The organism is Chryseobacterium sp. 1B4 (genome assembly GCF_036631475.1).
Classification (GTDB): Bacteria; Bacteroidota; Bacteroidia; order Flavobacteriales; family Weeksellaceae; genus Chryseobacterium.
Genome location: NZ_JAPNUF010000005.1, coordinates 368,270 through 384,337 on the forward strand (window position 1 = coordinate 368,270; position 16,068 = coordinate 384,337).

Here is a 16,068-nt window from a genome sequence, read left to right on the forward strand (position 1 = left end):
TTTAAGTATTGTTGCTTTTGCACAGGGAAGCTGGCAGGTAGACCAGATGCATTCTTCGGTTAATTTTAATATTAAACATATGGGAATCAGCTTTGTACAGGGTAGATTCGATAAATTTGACGGAAGAGCAGCCACCGGCGGCGCTAATCTGGATAATGCCGATTTAAGCTTTGCTATCAGTGTTTCCAGTGTTAATACCGGAGTGGATATGAGAGACAGACATCTTATAAGCGAAGATTTTTTCGATGTTGCCAAACATCCTCTGATTGAATTTAAAAGTTCTTCCGTAACAAAAGATAAAAACAACAATTATATCGTTAAGGGAAAACTGACAATAAAAGGGGTGGAAAAAGAAATCAGCGCACCTGTGACATTCGGGGGTGTTACGAAAAATAAAGACGGAAAAGAAGTAATGGGAATTCAGACAAAGTTTACGGTAAACCGCCTGGATTATGGAATCAAATATGATCCGACTGGGGCAGGAGTCGCGAAAGATGTTGAAGTAGCAGCTTACTTTGAACTGGTGAAGCAGTAATATTTTCCAACGATACATAATAAAAAAGGTTTTCCATTTGATCGGAAAACTTTTTTTATTGTTAAATTAAATTTTTACTCAGGTTTTATAGTTATTTGAGCCGTATTTTTATATTTCAAAATGTAAATAATTGCTTTGTATTTCTTTTTCCCCTAACTTTGCACAAACCTAATCTAATGAGTAAAAAGAATACAAAGTACATCTTTGTGACAGGAGGTGTAACTTCATCTTTGGGAAAGGGAATCGTTTCTGCTTCTCTGGGACTTCTACTAAAATCACGCGGCTTTAATGTAACGATCCAAAAATTAGATCCTTATATCAATATCGACCCGGGAACTTTGAATCCTTATGAACACGGAGAGTGTTATGTGACTGAAGATGGTGCGGAGACGGATCTGGATTTAGGCCACTACGAGCGTTACCTTGATGCTCCTACATCCCAAAACAACAACGTTACTACAGGAAAAATTTACCAGACTGTCATTGAAAAAGAAAGAAAAGGAGATTTCCTTGGAAAAACAGTTCAGGTAATTCCTCATATTACTAACGAAATCAAACGTAGAATTAAGATCCTTTCAAAACAGAACTACGATATCATCATTACTGAGATCGGTGGAACTGTGGGGGATATCGAGTCTTTACCATACATTGAAACTGTTCGTCAGCTTAAATGGGAATTGGGAGAAAGTAATTCTATGGTCATCCACCTGACCTTACTGCCTTACCTGGCATCAAGTGGAGAATTAAAAACAAAACCATCCCAGCATTCCGTTCGTCAGTTAATGGAAAGCGGAATCATGGCAGATGTATTAGTGTGCAGAACAGAACATAAAATCCCTAAAGATCAGAGAGCAAAGCTGGCGCAGTTCTGTAACGTTCCTTTAGACAATGTAATCGAGTGTAAAGATCTTGAAACGATCTATGAGGTTCCAATGTATCTTCAGAAGCAGAACTTCGATGATGTAGTTTTGAAAGCGCTGGATCTGAAAAGTGATAAAGATGCTGATCTTAAAGACTGGAAGAGTTTCCTTAAAAATTCCAGAATCCTAAGAAAACCGTTGAAATTGCTTTGGTTGGAAAATATGTTTCCCTTCAGGATTCATACATTTCAATTGCTGAAGCTTTCAAACATGCTGGTGCAGACCTTGAAACTGAAGTAAAAGTAAGATGGGTATACAGTGGAGACATCACTGAAGAGAATATCAAAGAAACCCTGAAAGGAGTGAATGGTATCCTTGTAGCTCCAGGTTTCGGAGACAGAGGAATTGAAGGAAAAGTGCTTACGGCAAAATATGCAAGAGAAAATAAAATTCCAATGCTGGGAATCTGTTTAGGGATGCAGATCATGACAGTTGAATTTGCCAGAAATGTTTTAGGACATACAAAAGCGAACTCTATGGAATTTGACACTGCTACTCCGGATCCTGTTATTTCTTTAATGGAAGAACAGAAAAATGTTGTAGATAAAGGTGGTACAATGCGTCTTGGAGCATGGAAATGTGCTTTGAAAAACGGTTCCAGATTATATGATATCTACGGAAGCAAAAATATTTCTGAAAGACACCGTCACCGTTATGAATTCAACAGTGATTATCTTCATGAGTTTGAAAAAAATGGTTTCCTTGCTACAGGGACCAACCCTGAGACAGGCTTGGTAGAAGCCCTTGAGCTTCCTGATCATCCGTTCTATATAGGGGTTCAGTATCACCCGGAATATAAGAGTACGGTAGCAACACCGCATCCTTTGTTCAGAGCTTTCATTAAGGCTTGCGAAAAGAAATAAGGTAAATATTTATCATAAACGTCTATACATAAACTCAGGCTGATTATTCTCAGCTTGAGTTTATTATATAGTAACAACGTAAAGCATAGAGTTTTGATAAAAAAACAGTATTTTTGTCAGCTCAAATTACATACACCAGTATGTACATTTTAAACGTAAAATTTTAATATAAAATAAAATGCAACAAAACAACGGAATCGATAAGAAGCAGATGATTAGTTTCGCGGTTTTATGCCTTGTTCTATTCGGCTTTATGTTCTATTTCCAGAACAAACAAGCAAAGGAAGCGGAGCTGAAAGCTCAGGAGCAGAAAACGGAACAGGCAAAAAATGCCGTAAAGCAAACTCAGGCAACCAATATCAATCCAAATGTAACTCCTAACGCCATCCAGACAGCAAGTCTTGGAAATAATGAATTGAAACTTGAATTTTCAAGCTTGGGAGGACAGGTTTCTAAAGTAGAGCTTTTAAAATATAAAGCCTACAACCATAAAACAGACAATGCGGATCAGCCTCTTTATCTGATCACTAAAAATAATTCAAACTACGGTTTTCAGTTTAAAGATAAAACAGGGAAGACCGTTAATACTAAAGATTTAGTTTTCTCACCTACTGTTAATGGAAATGCTGTAACGTTGACTGCGGATTATAATGGTGCTGTAATTCAGTTTATTTATACGTTACTTCCAAAATATACCTTAGACTTTAAAGTAAGAACTCAGGGACTTTCTAAAATTACTTCTGACAATAAAGCAGATTTTATCTGGGATTATAATGTAAGAAACTTAGAAAAAGGTAGAGCTCAGGAGCAGTCTCACTCAGAATTTTCGTATGCTTTCAATAATTATAAAGATTACGATTATGACGGAAGAACGACAATGGATGAGGAAAAAGAAACCCTTAACTGGATTGGTATAAAGCAGCAGTTTTTCTCTTCTGTTATTGAAGCTAAAAATGGATTTACTCAAAGTAAAGGAAACCAGGAAAATGTTGAAGAAGGAGAATATCTGAAAAAATTCAACTATGAAGGTTTTGTTCAGATGACCGGAAGTGAGCTGAATCAGGATTTTACATGGTATTTTATGCCATTGGACTTACCGTTGCTTAAATCTTATGATAAAAACTTCGATGAGATTCTTCCTTTAGGCTGGTCGTTTATCGGAGCAATGAACCGTTATTTCTTCATGTGGTTGTATAGCATTATCGCTGCGTGGGGATTATCTGCAGGTTGGGTGATTTTTGTAATGACCATCATTGTAAAACTGATTCTTTCGCCAATTATGTATAAGCAGCATAAGCTGAGTGCGATGATGAAGGTAATCCGTCCGGAAATTGATGAAGTAAATGCGAAGTTCAAGGATGCTGATCCAATGAAGAAACAGCAGGCTACAATGGAAGTTTACAGAAAGGCCGGAGTGAATCAGATGGCGGGATGCTTGCCTGCATTGGTTCAGATTCCTATTTTCTATGCATTATTCCGTTTCTTCCCGAACTTTATTGATCTTAGAGGGCAGGGGTTCTGGTTTGCAAAAGATTTAACGGCTTATGATGACTTGATCAAGCTTCCGTTTAAAGTTCCTTTCCTTGGAGATCACTTGAGTATTTTTGCATTGGCTTGTACGATTGTTATTTTGATCTATACGGTAATGACCTCAGGAAATATGCAGCAGCCTCAACAGGAAGGAATGCCAAATATGAAGGTACTAATGTATATTTTCCCGATTACATTCCTGTTCTTCCTTAATACTTCGGCTTCAGGTCTTTCTTGGTATTATTTCGTGTCGAATGCGATTAACATCTTAATTATCCTGGTGATTAAATACGTGATTCTGGATGAGAAGAAAATCCATGCTCAGATTCAGTCTAACAAGGAAAAACCGAAAGCAGAAGGTAAGTTCCAGAAGAGAATGAGAGAGATGATGGAGAAAGCTCAGGAGCAGCAGAAAGCTCAGGAACAGCAAAGAAATAAAAAGAAATAATTCTTATAATAATATGTAAAGAGCAGCAATTTTTTAATTGCTGCTCTTTTTTATGTGGGTTTTTATTTAGAATCATTTTAAATTTTCAATCAGGCTATGAGAATTTAATAATTGAGAATCAGCTGTTTTCAGTCATATTTCAATCTGAAGGATTGTCTGTGATATACCGTTGGACCGTGCTTTATAAGGGCTTCCTGGTGTTTTTTTGTAGCATAGCCAAAATTAGTGTCCCAGCCATATTCAGGGTGCTCTTCGTGAAGCTGGATCATGAGTTTATCTCTGTAGTTTTTAGCAAGGATAGATGCCGCAGCGATAGATAATACTTTAGAATCTCCTTTGATAATGCACTGGTGCGGAATATAATTATAGGGATGAAATTTGTTCCCATCAACCAAAATAAGTTCCGGAGTTATAGTGAGCTTATCCAAAGCACGGTGCATGGCATGAATACTTGCATTGAGAATATTATGTTCATCAATAAAGGAGGCAGGAAGCTCTGCAATAGCGTAATTTTTTACATTGTCCTTGATATAACTATCCAATTCCATGCGGGTTTTGAATGTTAGTTTTTTAGAATCATTAACTAAATTTTGTTCAAAACGTTCATCTAAAATTACCGCAGCAGCTACCACCGGACCGCTTAAACATCCTCTTCCTACTTCATCACATCCGGCTTCGATGTAAAGGTTTGACCAGTTTTTTATTAGCTCCATATTGTTTGAATACCAATCGCAAAATTAAATAAAACAAAAATATTAATCCAATGTTTGTTTAATGATTTATAAAATGAAATTATTATTAAGCTTATTTTACGCTTGATTTTTAATATTTTAGATTAACACTTCTTGCTGAAAAGCGGTTTTTTTGATAATAATGTTATTATTTGTGATTGTTTATATTATTTCACTTTTTTAGTGAAGATTTAAATATTGATTTATAATATTCATAATACTATTGTTTCATTTTTTTAAACAATTAAATTGATTTATGTATTTGTAAATCAATTAATTATTTTTCAAATAATTGCTATTTTGGTTTAAAAAAACAATGTAAAATAGCATTGTGATATTAAAAATAATATAATTTAATATTGTTTTTGAATTTATTAAAAACAATATTTTTAACAAATAATGTTGCTGTATTTCTTTATTTTTTTATTGATTATTGAAAATTTTAATTTTTTTTAAGAAATCTCTTTGTATTTTTAAGAAAGTTTTACAAATTTGTAGCCTGTAAAAAATAATTGAATTCGATATGAAGAAATTAACTGCAAGTGTATTTGCGGTAGTACTATCATCATCATTTGTGATGGTATCAGCCCAAAACACTAAAGATACTCTAAAGACCAAAAATATAGAGGAGATCGTTGTTACGGGTGCCTTAGGTATTAAGAAAAAGCTGATGCTGTTACAAATGCCCAACAAATAGTAAGTACTAAAGAACTTAATCAGGCTGCTGCACCAGGGGCAGTTCAGGCATTAACAGGAAAAGTATCTGGGCTTCAAATTACCAACACAAACAGTGCCGTAGATCCAAGTTTTAAAATTATTTTGAGAGGGTCAAAATCAATTACTGGTAATAATCAAGCTTTGGTTGTTATTGATAATGTGATTTCAGATGCTGCAGTTTTAAACTCTTTACCTCCAGAAATTATTCAAAGTGTAAATGTTATTAAAGGGTTGCAAGGAGCTGCTTTATATGGTTCTCAAGGGGTAAACGGAGCTATTATTGTTACAACTAAAAGAGGAACGAAATCTGAAAAAATTCAGGTTAATTTAACTTCTGCTGTTGAAGTAACTCAAGGATTTAAATATCCACTTATTCAAAAGAAATATGGAAAAGGAGTTCAGGATGACAGTTATAGTGATGCTGATTATGGTGGTACAAACTATGTGCCATGGGAGAACATGTCTTGGGGAGCTGCTTATGACTATCCAGGGTTTGGAGGGACATTGGTTCCAAGTGGTTTACCACAAGCAAATGGTAAATTTATATACGAAAATTATTCTCCTGTAAAAGATCATTTTTCGAAATTTTTCACCAATGGTGTTAGTTTCCAAAATGGTGTTAGTGTGAATGCTGGTGGTTCTGATGGTTATGCATTTATGTCAATCAACAGGCTAGATAATGCTTTTGTTGTTGATGGGGATAAAATGAGACAAAATAACTTCTTGTTCAAAGCAGGGAAGAAGCTTGGGAAATTAAGAATTGATGGTCAGTTCAATTATATAGGAAGATTGGTTAATAAAACTGATTCAGGTATATATGACGATATCTTGCAAATGCCATCTACTAATGACATTAGAAAATATAGAAATTCTGGAATCGGGGGATATCTTACTGCTTATTCTACTAACCCTTACTGGACAGTGGAGCATGCAAGATATAATACTAACAGAGATTATCTAAATGGTATATTGTCATTACAATATGAATTTAATAAGCATATCAACATTAGCTATACAGGAAATTTAAATCTTACTAAAACTCAGCAGGATAACTGGAATGATGGTTCAACTGGAATTATCAGTTATTCTAACACAGGAGTTCCATTCTTAGATTCTCACACTTTGAATCAATTCGGATCTCCAGATGTTACAGCTTATTATTTCAACAGAATATACAACGATAGAAAATACTATGGAGATTTAATGTTAAATTTCGATTATGATTTAACATCAGATTTGAACTTGAAATTTAACCTTGGAAATAATATTCAAGATAGTTATTCTACTGCAAGAACTGTTGGGGGAACAGGATTATTTATTCCAGGATGGTATAACTATAATAATGTATCCAATCCATCTCAATATGGAAGTACGGATGCTCAGGCAGATGGTGGATATATGGATAATTATACTACCAGAAACAGAGTATTTGCCGGATTTGCCAATTTGGATTTAGCCTATAAAGATTATTTATTCCTAAATGGGACTTTCAGATATGAAAGAATTCTGTTTATACTGTAAATAGCAGAGATCCTCTTACAAACAACAGATTGACAAATAATAAAGCGTATTCTTATTATTCAGTTGGGGTGTCTTTTATTCCGACTAAAGCTTTTGATTTTGGAGGCAATGTACTAAACTATATGAAAATTGCACCAAGTTTCACAAAGGTAGGAAACTCATCTGGTATAAATCCATATAACGTTAATGCTACTGGTATCATCCCTACAGGTTATCCTTTCGGACCTATGCCTTCATACATTATGTCTACATCTATCACTAATCCTGGTGTTAGACCTGAGTTTGTAAATACTTTTGATCTAAACCTTGCGTTAGGTTTCTTAAAAGATAGAATTACCTTGGAAGGGTCTGTTTACCAATCTACTACGCAGGATTTGATTAGTAGTATCACTCCTTCGAACACATCTGGATTATCTTCTTATAGAGATAATATTGGGAAGTCTAGAATGAAAGGTTTTGAAGTTGATTTGGGAATAACTCCAATCAAAACACAGGATATTACTTGGAATCTTCATGCAGGTTATGCAATGTCTAGAACAAAATTATTAGAATTAAGCAGTGGTGCAGAGAGTTCCAATCTTGACGTATACCACTCCTTCAGTTGGTTTAGCAGCAGTAGTAGGTGAGAATTTCTATTCAATTGTTGGAACAACTTATCAGAGAGATCCAAATGGTAACATTATTGTAAATTCTAATGGGGTACCATTAGTAAACTCTGCAACAAAAGTATTAGGAAGTTTAAATCCTGATTATACGATGACATTTAATACTTCTTTCAGATATAAAGCATTTACATTATCGGCGGTAGCGGATTATCGTAAGGGAGGTAAGTTTGTATCATTTACAAAAGATTGTTGGCATTTACTGGAGGGCTTGAAGAAACAGCAAGCCAGGACAGAACTCAAGGTTACGTTGTGCCAGGTTCTGTGCAGCTTGTTAATGGCTCATATGTTCCAAATTCAACACCTGCTTATGGTGATGATTATAATGGTGCAACGACATATTGGTCTGGGTCAATTTACAGAAATGTTGGAGAAAATTTAGTAGTAGATGCTACAGCATTTAAAATTAGAGAAATTGCGGTATCATATGATGTTCCAAAATCTGTTTTAAATTCTACCTTCATAAATAGCCTTAGTTTGAGCTTGTATGCTAGAAACCCAATTATTATTTATTCTAAAGATAATAGAAACTTTGCAGACCCTGAAACAGCAAGTAGTAACGATAACGCTGCGGGAATTGCTTTAACGACTCAATATCCTACAACAAGAACCTTTGGTTTAAAATTAACGCAACTTTTAATTAAGAAAATGAAAAATAAATTATATATAATTGCTTTGTCAAGTTTATTGCTTGGAGCTACTTCATGTAATGATTATCTTGATATTAATGAGAGCCCAGATAGAATTTCTGTAAATGATCTGACTCCTAACTTTGTTTTTCCAGGAGCTGTTACAAACAGTTATTATGTGCAGGCAAGAAGATTAAATCTTTTTGCGGGATTAATGATGAATAGTGTTGCAGGAAATTCTTATTCTTATGGAACACCTTTCGTAGATGAGTACTCTCCAAATATTACAAGTGCATTCTATGCTGATGTTTGGGATCAGTTATTCAGAAATGTAGCTAACTTCCAGTTTGTTTTAGATTATAGTGATCCAACAGGAGAATATACTCAATATAAAGCAATGTCTAAAATCATGAAAGCTTATTATGTTCAGACATTAACTGATTTATGGGGGGATATGCCATATTCTGAGGCTTTCAAAGAGAATTAAACCTTACTCCTAAATATGATAAAGGAGAAGATATCTATAAGGCTTCTATTGCTGATATTGAAAGTGCAATCCAGATGATTGATTCTAATAAAGGTGCTAATCCAGGTAGTTCTGATGTTGTTTTCAAAGGATCTATGAGCAGCTGGAAAGCTTTTGCTAATACATTGAAACTTAGATATCTTATCAGAATGTCTAATGTTACAGGTGATTTAGCAACTTATAGAGATCAAAAACTTGCAACTTTACAAGGGGCAACATTTAATACAGCTGATGTAACTGTTAATCCTGGATATTCTCAAAGTTCTGATGCTCAACAAAACCCTTGGATGAACTATTATGTATACACAAGTGCAGGTGCTCAACCTCAAAACTGGACTTTAGTTGTACCTTCAGAACATATTGCAATTGCTTTAAATGGTAATGCTGTTCATAGAGAGGGACAAGCTACAGTTCCGGACACAAGAAGTGTATACCAAAAGTTTAATGGAATTGTTGATGGAAGAAGAGGTAGAATATTTACTCTTGTTTCAACAAAAGATAATAATAATGTTACTACAGCGAATGTTGAGGGAGTAAGGCAGGGTGCTACTCCTGGGCAGCCAGGTGCTCCATCACTTAGAACTGTTTCAAGAACTGGTGATGGATTAATTGTAGGATCTCAAACTATTGGGGCTACTGATGCTGCTGGAAGAAAAGCTGAATTAATCCAGAAGGGCTCTTCAAAAGCAGGCGTTCTAATGACAAAAGCAGAAACCGAATTTTTATTAGCTGAAGCTGCTCTACGTTATCCAGCACAATTTTCTGCAGCACAGGCGCATTTCGAAAGTGGTATTACTGCGTCTTATGCCTACCTAGGTGCATCTGGTGCGACAACTTATATAGCTAGTGTAAACGCTGTGCCTAAATTAGGATGGACTGGTACGGATACTAATAAGCTTGAGGCAATTATGACTCAAAAATGGATTGCTTTAACAGGAATCAACCCCGAACAATCTTATTTTGATTATACAAGAACATCTTATCCGGAAACGCCGTTACCAACAATCTCGCTTAAAGCGGTTAAACCAAACAGATTGTTGTATCCAAACTCCGAATATCAATCAAATGCTAACAATGTTCCAAGTATGGCAGCAGATGATGTTTTTGCTAAAAATAAATTTACCCCATTCTGGGCTAGAAACTAATTTTTGTAATACAATTTTAATATATTTTACCGCCTTCGGGCGGTTTTTTTGTTTTTAGGATCAAATGTTTGACAAATAAAAAAAATATGTCTAGCATAGCATTTTTGGCCGTCATAGACACTTTGTGTCTAATTACATTTTTCAAGTCGTTGACATTCAAATTGTTTATGTTATCTAAGACTCAATTTAATATAGATATTATCAATTTAAACAATTGTTATTATTTTTAAATGAAATTAATGATCTAGTAATTTGTTTTTCTTAAATATTTTATTTTTAACTTATTTTAATAGTTTTTTTATTCTTTTTGTTTGATAATGTTGAATTAATTGTAAATTTTTCATATTTTACTTTGTGGTATTAATAAAGTTTTACAAATTTGTAAAGTCACAAAAATTAATTTGATATGAAGAAACTAACAACCAGTCTTATAGTTTTGGTATTGTCTTCTTCTGTTGCTATTGCAAATGCTCAACAGAAAAAAACGATACTGTTACACAGACAAAAGAGATTGAAGGTGTAGTAGTAACTGCACTTGGAATCAAAAGAGAGAAAAGATCTCTCGGTTATGCTACCCAAGAAGTAAAAGGGGAAGACGTCAATAAAAACCCTACGACTAACTTCCTAAATAACCTATCTGGTAAAGTTGCAGGTTTGGAGATTAAGCAAAGTACAAACTTTGGAGGATCAATCAACGTGGTTACAAGAGGTTTTAAGTCGCTATTGGGAGATAATCAGGCTCTTTTTGTTGTAGATGGGGTGCCTATCATGAATAAAAATATCAATACAGCCAGTCAGGCAACAGGTGGAGGTGGTTATGATTATGGAAGTTCAGTATCTGATATTAACCCTAATGATATAGAAACTCTGAATGTTCTCAAAGGAGCAGCAGCAACAGCTCTTTATGGATCCCGAGCTCAAAATGGGGCGATCATTATTACAACAAAAAAGGGAAAAAGAAATAAAGAAGGTATTGGAATGGAGTTTTCTACTTCTATCACAATGTCTTCAATAGATAAATCTACATTTCCTAAGTATCAAACCCAATACGGACAGGGGTATACTGGTAACAGCTTTAGCAGCACATTATATCAGGGAAGCCCAAGGGTAGCTTTCGGTAATGATGCTTCCTATGGATCTCTTTACGATGGCTCAATGGTTTGGCAATATGGGGCATTCATTCCGGGTCACCTACTCAGGGACAGAGAACACCATGGCAGATGGCTAAAAACGGCCCTATTAAGTTTTTCAATACGGGAACTAATTTTGTAAATAGTTTAGCATTTAGCGGTGCAGATGATAAATCGAGTTATCGTTTAAGTTATACTAATACCGATGCCACGGATATTATGCCAAACAGTTCATTGATAAAAAATAATTTTAGTGGGAATGCATCATATAAACTGACTGATAAATTAACTGCTAATCTTTATGCAAATTACATTACGCAGAAAACTATCGGCCGTAATACTACTGGTTATAATGATAATATCATGACTAATTTCAGACAATGGTGGCCTACCAATGTTGATATAAAAGATCAGGAATATTTATATCGCACTTTCCAAAAAAATTATACATGGAATATGAGGGGGATTTCTGACTTAACACCTGCCTTTTGGGATAATCCATACTTCCAGAGATATGAAAATTATCAAAATGACTCTAGAGATAGATTTGCAGGAAATTTTAGTTTAAGTTATGATGTCACAAAAGATATTAATCTATTGGTGAGAATGGGACGAGATGGATATACTATGATCACTGAAGACAGAAAGGCGGTAGGCTCATATGCAGGAAATAGTTTTGGATTAAATGGAGCAGTGAATCAGCCTTCAGGTTATGCAACAAGTCTTTATAAGTTTTCTGAAACCAACTATGACTTCATAGGTACTTATAAAAAAATATTACTGATGATTTTAATGTTAATGCGTTATTAGGGGAAATATTAACGTACAGAAAACATATTCTAATCAGCAGTCTACATCAGGAGGATTGTATATTCCAGGTATTTATACTATTGCAAACTCAGCATCACGCCGGTTCGTCCTTTGATTTCTGATTTGACAAAGTATGTATATGGAGTGTTTGCCCAAGTTTCCTTGGGATATAAAAATACTTATTTTTAGAAGGAACTTACAGAAGAGATCAATCAACACTACCTGATAACGATGCTGTATACTGGTATCCATCATTATCTGCAAGTGTGGTGTTTTCAAACTTAGTGAAAGCTAATTGGTTAAATTTTGGTAAAATTCGGGCTGCCTACGCAAAAGTAGGTTCTGATACCGCTGCTGATCAGCTTTTGAACAGGTATTTTTCGCAACCATCTTACGGAGATATTCCGATATATGCTTATAATACTACGTTAAGAAATTTTGAGCTTAAATCTCAGGGACTTAAAAATTTTGAAGTTGGTATTGAAGCAAAAATGTTTAAGAATCGTTTAGGGTTTGATGTAGCTTGGTTTCAAAATAAAGCCTACGATCAGATATTACCATTACCCGTATCTTTTGCCAATGGAGCTCTGGCAAAAACTCAAAATGCCGGTGAGTTAACCACAAAAGGATTTGAGGTTTCCATTAATGCAACACCAATTAAATCAACCAATTTCTCTTGGGATCTTAGCTTAAACTGGTCTAATCCTTGGACAAAAGTAACAGTAGCACCAGGTATTGAAAATATTACAATAGGAAGATTACAGGGTGGTGTTAGTATTAATGCCCTCTGGACGGTGATTATGGATCAATATGGACTCGGATTATGTTTATGATTCAAATGGAAATCCTATCGTAGGAGCTAATGGGGCTTATTTGGTGACTGATACACCAACTTATAATCAGGGAAGTTTCCAGGCTAAATGGACAGCAGGATTAAGCAATACTATCTCATATAAAAATCTATCATTAAGCTTTTAATTGATTGGAAAAAAGGAGGTAAGGTGTATTCGTTAGATCAATATTATGGATATGGAACAGGTATATATCCCGATTCTGTAGGATTCAATGATTTAGGTAATCCTATTAGAAATACACTCATGGTGGAGGTGTTATCTTGCCGGGAGTAATGGAAGATCCTAATAATCCAGGGCACTTCATTACAAATACCATTAGATTGGATAAATCTCAATCTAGTCAGGTTTTGGGAACAGACCTTCCAGGAGCAGCTTATGTATATGATGCAAGCTTTGTGAAATTAAGAGAAGTTGCTATTACTTATAGATTTGATAAGCACGTGTTTAATTCTAAATTTATACAAGGAATGTCTGTAAGTTTAGTAGGTAACAATCTTTGGATTATTCATAAGAACTTACCATACTCTGATCCGGAGGCGGGTTTGTCTGGAAATATTCAAGGGTACCAATCAGGTCCTATGCCGGCTACAAGAAATATCTCCTTTAATGTAAAAGTTAATTTCTAAAGAATATGAAAAAATATATATTAACACCAATATTAGCTCTCTTGTTTATAGGTTGTACAACAGGTGATGATGTGAATCTTGATCAACATGCTAACTACAATACAACTCAAGAGTCTTTGCTTACATATGCGCAAAAAGAGCTAAGTGATTATATGAATACACCTAATGTTAATGAAAATAACTTTAGGCTTACAATGCAATACTGGCAAGAAACGATTTATGTAAATGAAAGTAACTATGATTTTACAAACAGAAATGTTTCAAATAATGTTTGGACAGATAACTATGTAAATGTGTTAAAGAATTTAGACCAGGCGGAAAAAATAATCAATGAATATGTTCCAACACCTGCAGAACAATCTACCTGGCCGGGAAAGAAGAAAAATCAACTGGCAATTGTAGATATAATGAAGGCTTACACCTATCAGGTTTTGGTAGATACTTATGGAGATATTCCTTATACCCAGGCTTTAAATATTGATCTTTATCCGCTTCCAAAGTATGATAAAGCATCAGATATATACTCTTCACTTATTTCAAAATTAAGTACAGATATAAATAATTTATCTGGCAGCAGTGGAACTTTTGGTAATGGAGATATATTTTATAATGGAGATATTTCAAAATGGAAAAAATTTGGTAATTCTCTGTTATTAAAATTGGGGATTGCTTTAGCTGATGTTAACCCTGCTTTAGCTCAGTCTACTGTAAATCAGGCAATTTCGGGAGGGGTTATGACTTCTTCAAGTGATAACTGTCAGTTCGCTTATTTGGCTGCTTCTCCTAATCAGAATCCTATATTCCAGGAAACAGAATCAAGAGATGATTTTATTGCAGGAAAAACATTGGTCGATTATATGAATACAACTATGGATAATAGAATTGCCAAATATTATACCGATGTTGATGGCGTGTATATCGGACAGGTAATAGGGGCTCCTGGAGAATTTTCAGAATTTTCAAACGCAGGTGATTTTGCTTATACAGCTACAACACCTGGCCTTATTATGACCTATACAGAAGTTGCATTTTATCTTGCTGAAGCTGCTGCAAGATGGGGGATAGGTGGAGCACCGGCTACTTTGTATAACTCAGCTGTAACATCTTCTTTTGCGGATTGGGGATTAGCATCTGATGCCGCTGCTTATATTGCAGCACATCCTTATAATGCAGCTAATTGGAAGAAATCAATCGGTGAACAGGCCTGGGTGGCAATGTATAATCAATCAGTGACTTCCTGGAACTTCTATAGAAGACTGGATTATCCACAACTTGTAGCTCCGGCTACAGCAATTCCAAATGCTGGGGGAGAGTTCCGGTAAGGCTTCAGTATCCAGCTGCCGAAGCAACAACAAATGGGACTAATTATGCCGCTGCAAGTGCTGCTATTGGTGGAGATAAATTAACAACAAAACTTTTCTGGGATAAATTTTAAGAACAGAATTATATAAACTTTAAACCGCCTTCGGGCGGTTTTTTTATTTAATAATATCATTGTTAATCATTAAACGGAGTAATATGAATAATTAAATTGAATTATTTTTCTTAATATTTTAAAATTATAGTATTTTTTTTATATATGTGGATTTTTTAACTTATTTTTTTTGTTAATTATTGTATTTTGTTGCTTATAGATGATAAATTTTTATTTTTTTTAACGTTTTTGTTTGAATTATTGAATATAATTGACAAATTTGTACGGATATAAAAATAATTGATATGAAGAAACTAACAGCAAGTCTTCTTGTTTTAGTGTTGACTTCTTCTATGGCAATAGTTAGTGCCCAAGAGAAGAAAGATACCATTAAAGCAAAAGAAATTGAAGGAGTGGTAGTAACTGCACTTGGCATTAAAAGAGAAAAATCTTTGGGGTATGCATCGCAGGAAATTAAAGGAAGTGCGCTTACAGATGGAACAACAAACACTGGAAATATTGCTGCACAGTTATCAGGTAAAGTTGCTGGACTTAATGTTACTACCAATAACAACTTTGGAGGATCTTCCAATTTGGTTATAAGAGGAGTAAAATCACTGGCAGGCGGTAACCCGTTAATTGTTATTGATGGATCACCCGTTAATAATGCCAGTACCCGAGAAAACTCAATTGATTATGGTAATGCTCTTTCTGATATCAACCAGGAAGATATTGAATCCATAAACGTATTAAAAGGAGCTGCAGCCTCTGCACTGTACGGTGAAAGAGGATTAAATGGTGTAATTGTTATTACAACGAAGAATGGAAAAGGAAAGGATGATGGTTCCTGGGGAGTTACACTTTCCTCCGCGATACAGGTAGGGTTTATTGATAAGTCTACTTTCCCTGAATATCAGACAAGGTATGGAGCCGGTTATTCTCAGAAATTCGGAACCCAGGCTTCTGATGGTTTGAATAATGCAAACTTTGGAGCAGATGCTTCTGGG

At 34.9% G+C, this 16,068-nt stretch carries 13 protein-coding genes and 3 pseudogenes; 15 read left to right on the forward strand and 1 reads right to left on the reverse strand.

Translation table 11 applies throughout. The annotated features are described in order from the left end of the window. Positions 1 to 7: 7 nt before the first annotated feature. From OWR28_RS05620 to yidC, 3 genes and pseudogenes are all read left to right on the forward strand, one after another. Entirely contained in the window at positions 8 to 535 is a 528-nt protein-coding gene (locus tag OWR28_RS05620) for a YceI family protein (RefSeq protein ID WP_332385839.1), read from the forward strand. A 176-nt stretch (positions 536 to 711) separates the two neighbouring features. Beyond that, positions 712 to 2,318: pseudogene (gene pyrG / locus OWR28_RS05625) on the forward strand (CTP synthase). Positions 2,319 to 2,496: 178 nt separating this feature from the next. After that, positions 2,497 to 4,296, forward strand: coding sequence for a membrane protein insertase YidC (gene yidC / locus OWR28_RS05630; protein WP_332385803.1), 1,800 nt, complete (start codon positions 2,497 to 2,499; stop codon positions 4,294 to 4,296). A gap of 128 nt (positions 4,297 to 4,424) precedes the next feature. On the opposite strand, the gene rnhB is transcribed toward yidC, so the two are convergent. After that, entirely contained in the window at positions 4,425 to 5,009 is a 585-nt protein-coding gene (gene rnhB, locus OWR28_RS05635; RefSeq protein WP_332385804.1) for a ribonuclease HII, read from the reverse strand. A 541-nt stretch (positions 5,010 to 5,550) separates the two neighbouring features. Between rnhB and OWR28_RS05640 the strand changes: the two genes are divergently transcribed. From OWR28_RS05640 to OWR28_RS05695, 12 genes and pseudogenes are all read left to right on the forward strand, one after another. Next, positions 5,551 to 5,724, forward strand: coding sequence for a hypothetical protein (locus OWR28_RS05640; RefSeq protein ID WP_332385805.1), 174 nt, complete (start codon positions 5,551 to 5,553; stop codon positions 5,722 to 5,724). Then, positions 5,721 to 7,265 (forward strand): TonB-dependent receptor plug domain-containing protein, encoded by a 1,545-nt coding sequence (locus OWR28_RS05645; RefSeq protein ID WP_332385840.1) that lies wholly within the window; start codon positions 5,721 to 5,723, stop codon positions 7,263 to 7,265. Before OWR28_RS05640 ends, OWR28_RS05645 begins: the two co-directional genes overlap by 4 nt. A 29-nt stretch (positions 7,266 to 7,294) precedes the next feature. After that, the gene (locus OWR28_RS05650) at positions 7,295 to 7,891 is read left to right on the forward strand and encodes a TonB-dependent receptor domain-containing protein (protein WP_332385806.1); all 597 of its coding nucleotides are present in this window, start codon (positions 7,295 to 7,297) and stop codon (positions 7,889 to 7,891) included. 225 nt (positions 7,892 to 8,116) lie between these two features. Then, on the forward strand, positions 8,117 to 9,043 hold the full coding sequence (locus OWR28_RS05655; RefSeq protein WP_332385807.1) for a SusD/RagB family nutrient-binding outer membrane lipoprotein: 927 nt from the start codon (positions 8,117 to 8,119) through the stop codon (positions 9,041 to 9,043). An 11-nt stretch (positions 9,044 to 9,054) separates the two neighbouring features. Next, positions 9,055 to 10,227: pseudogene (locus OWR28_RS05660) on the forward strand (SusD/RagB family nutrient-binding outer membrane lipoprotein); the annotation flags it as partial. Positions 10,228 to 10,767: 540 nt separating this feature from the next. Then, positions 10,768 to 11,499, forward strand: a complete 732-nt coding sequence (locus tag OWR28_RS05665) for a TonB-dependent receptor plug domain-containing protein (protein ID WP_332385841.1) — start codon at positions 10,768 to 10,770, stop codon at positions 11,497 to 11,499. Then, positions 11,448 to 12,167: a hypothetical protein gene (locus tag OWR28_RS05670; protein WP_332385808.1), complete on the forward strand. Its 720-nt coding sequence runs from the start codon at positions 11,448 to 11,450 to the stop codon at positions 12,165 to 12,167. Before OWR28_RS05665 ends, OWR28_RS05670 begins: the two co-directional genes overlap by 52 nt. A 260-nt stretch (positions 12,168 to 12,427) precedes the next feature. Further along, positions 12,428 to 13,000: pseudogene (locus OWR28_RS05675) on the forward strand (TonB-dependent receptor domain-containing protein); the annotation flags it as partial. Beyond that, positions 12,978 to 13,145, forward strand: coding sequence for a hypothetical protein (locus OWR28_RS05680; RefSeq protein ID WP_332385809.1), 168 nt, complete (start codon positions 12,978 to 12,980; stop codon positions 13,143 to 13,145). The pseudogene OWR28_RS05675 and the gene OWR28_RS05680, both read left to right, overlap by 23 nt. A 148-nt stretch (positions 13,146 to 13,293) precedes the next feature. Beyond that, on the forward strand, positions 13,294 to 13,647 hold the full coding sequence (locus OWR28_RS05685; RefSeq protein ID WP_332385810.1) for a hypothetical protein: 354 nt from the start codon (positions 13,294 to 13,296) through the stop codon (positions 13,645 to 13,647). A 5-nt stretch (positions 13,648 to 13,652) separates the two neighbouring features. Beyond that, complete coding sequence (locus OWR28_RS05690; protein WP_332385811.1) at positions 13,653 to 14,969, forward strand: SusD/RagB family nutrient-binding outer membrane lipoprotein; 1,317 nt, start codon at positions 13,653 to 13,655, stop codon at positions 14,967 to 14,969. A 397-nt stretch (positions 14,970 to 15,366) separates the two neighbouring features. Further along, positions 15,367 to 16,068: TonB-dependent receptor plug domain-containing protein (locus tag OWR28_RS05695; RefSeq protein ID WP_332385812.1), on the forward strand; the 702-nt coding region annotated here is incomplete at its 3' end.

Excerpts from the sequence above, each read along its gene's own strand:
- OWR28_RS05680 (WP_332385809.1), top strand. The coding sequence starts at position 12,978 with ATGGACTCGGATTATGTTTATGATTCAAATGGAAATCCTATCGTAGGA.
- OWR28_RS05670 (WP_332385808.1), top strand. The coding sequence starts at position 11,448 with ATGGCTAAAAACGGCCCTATTAAGTTTTTCAATACGGGAACTAATTTT.
- OWR28_RS05640 (WP_332385805.1), top strand. The coding sequence starts at position 5,551 with ATGAAGAAATTAACTGCAAGTGTATTTGCGGTAGTACTATCATCATCA.
- yidC (WP_332385803.1), top strand. The coding sequence starts at position 2,497 with ATGCAACAAAACAACGGAATCGATAAGAAGCAGATGATTAGTTTCGCG.
- OWR28_RS05690 (WP_332385811.1), top strand. The coding sequence starts at position 13,653 with ATGAAAAAATATATATTAACACCAATATTAGCTCTCTTGTTTATAGGT.
- OWR28_RS05685 (WP_332385810.1), top strand. The coding sequence starts at position 13,294 with ATGGAAGATCCTAATAATCCAGGGCACTTCATTACAAATACCATTAGA.
- rnhB (WP_332385804.1), bottom strand. The coding sequence starts at position 5,009 with ATGGAGCTAATAAAAAACTGGTCAAACCTTTACATCGAAGCCGGATGT.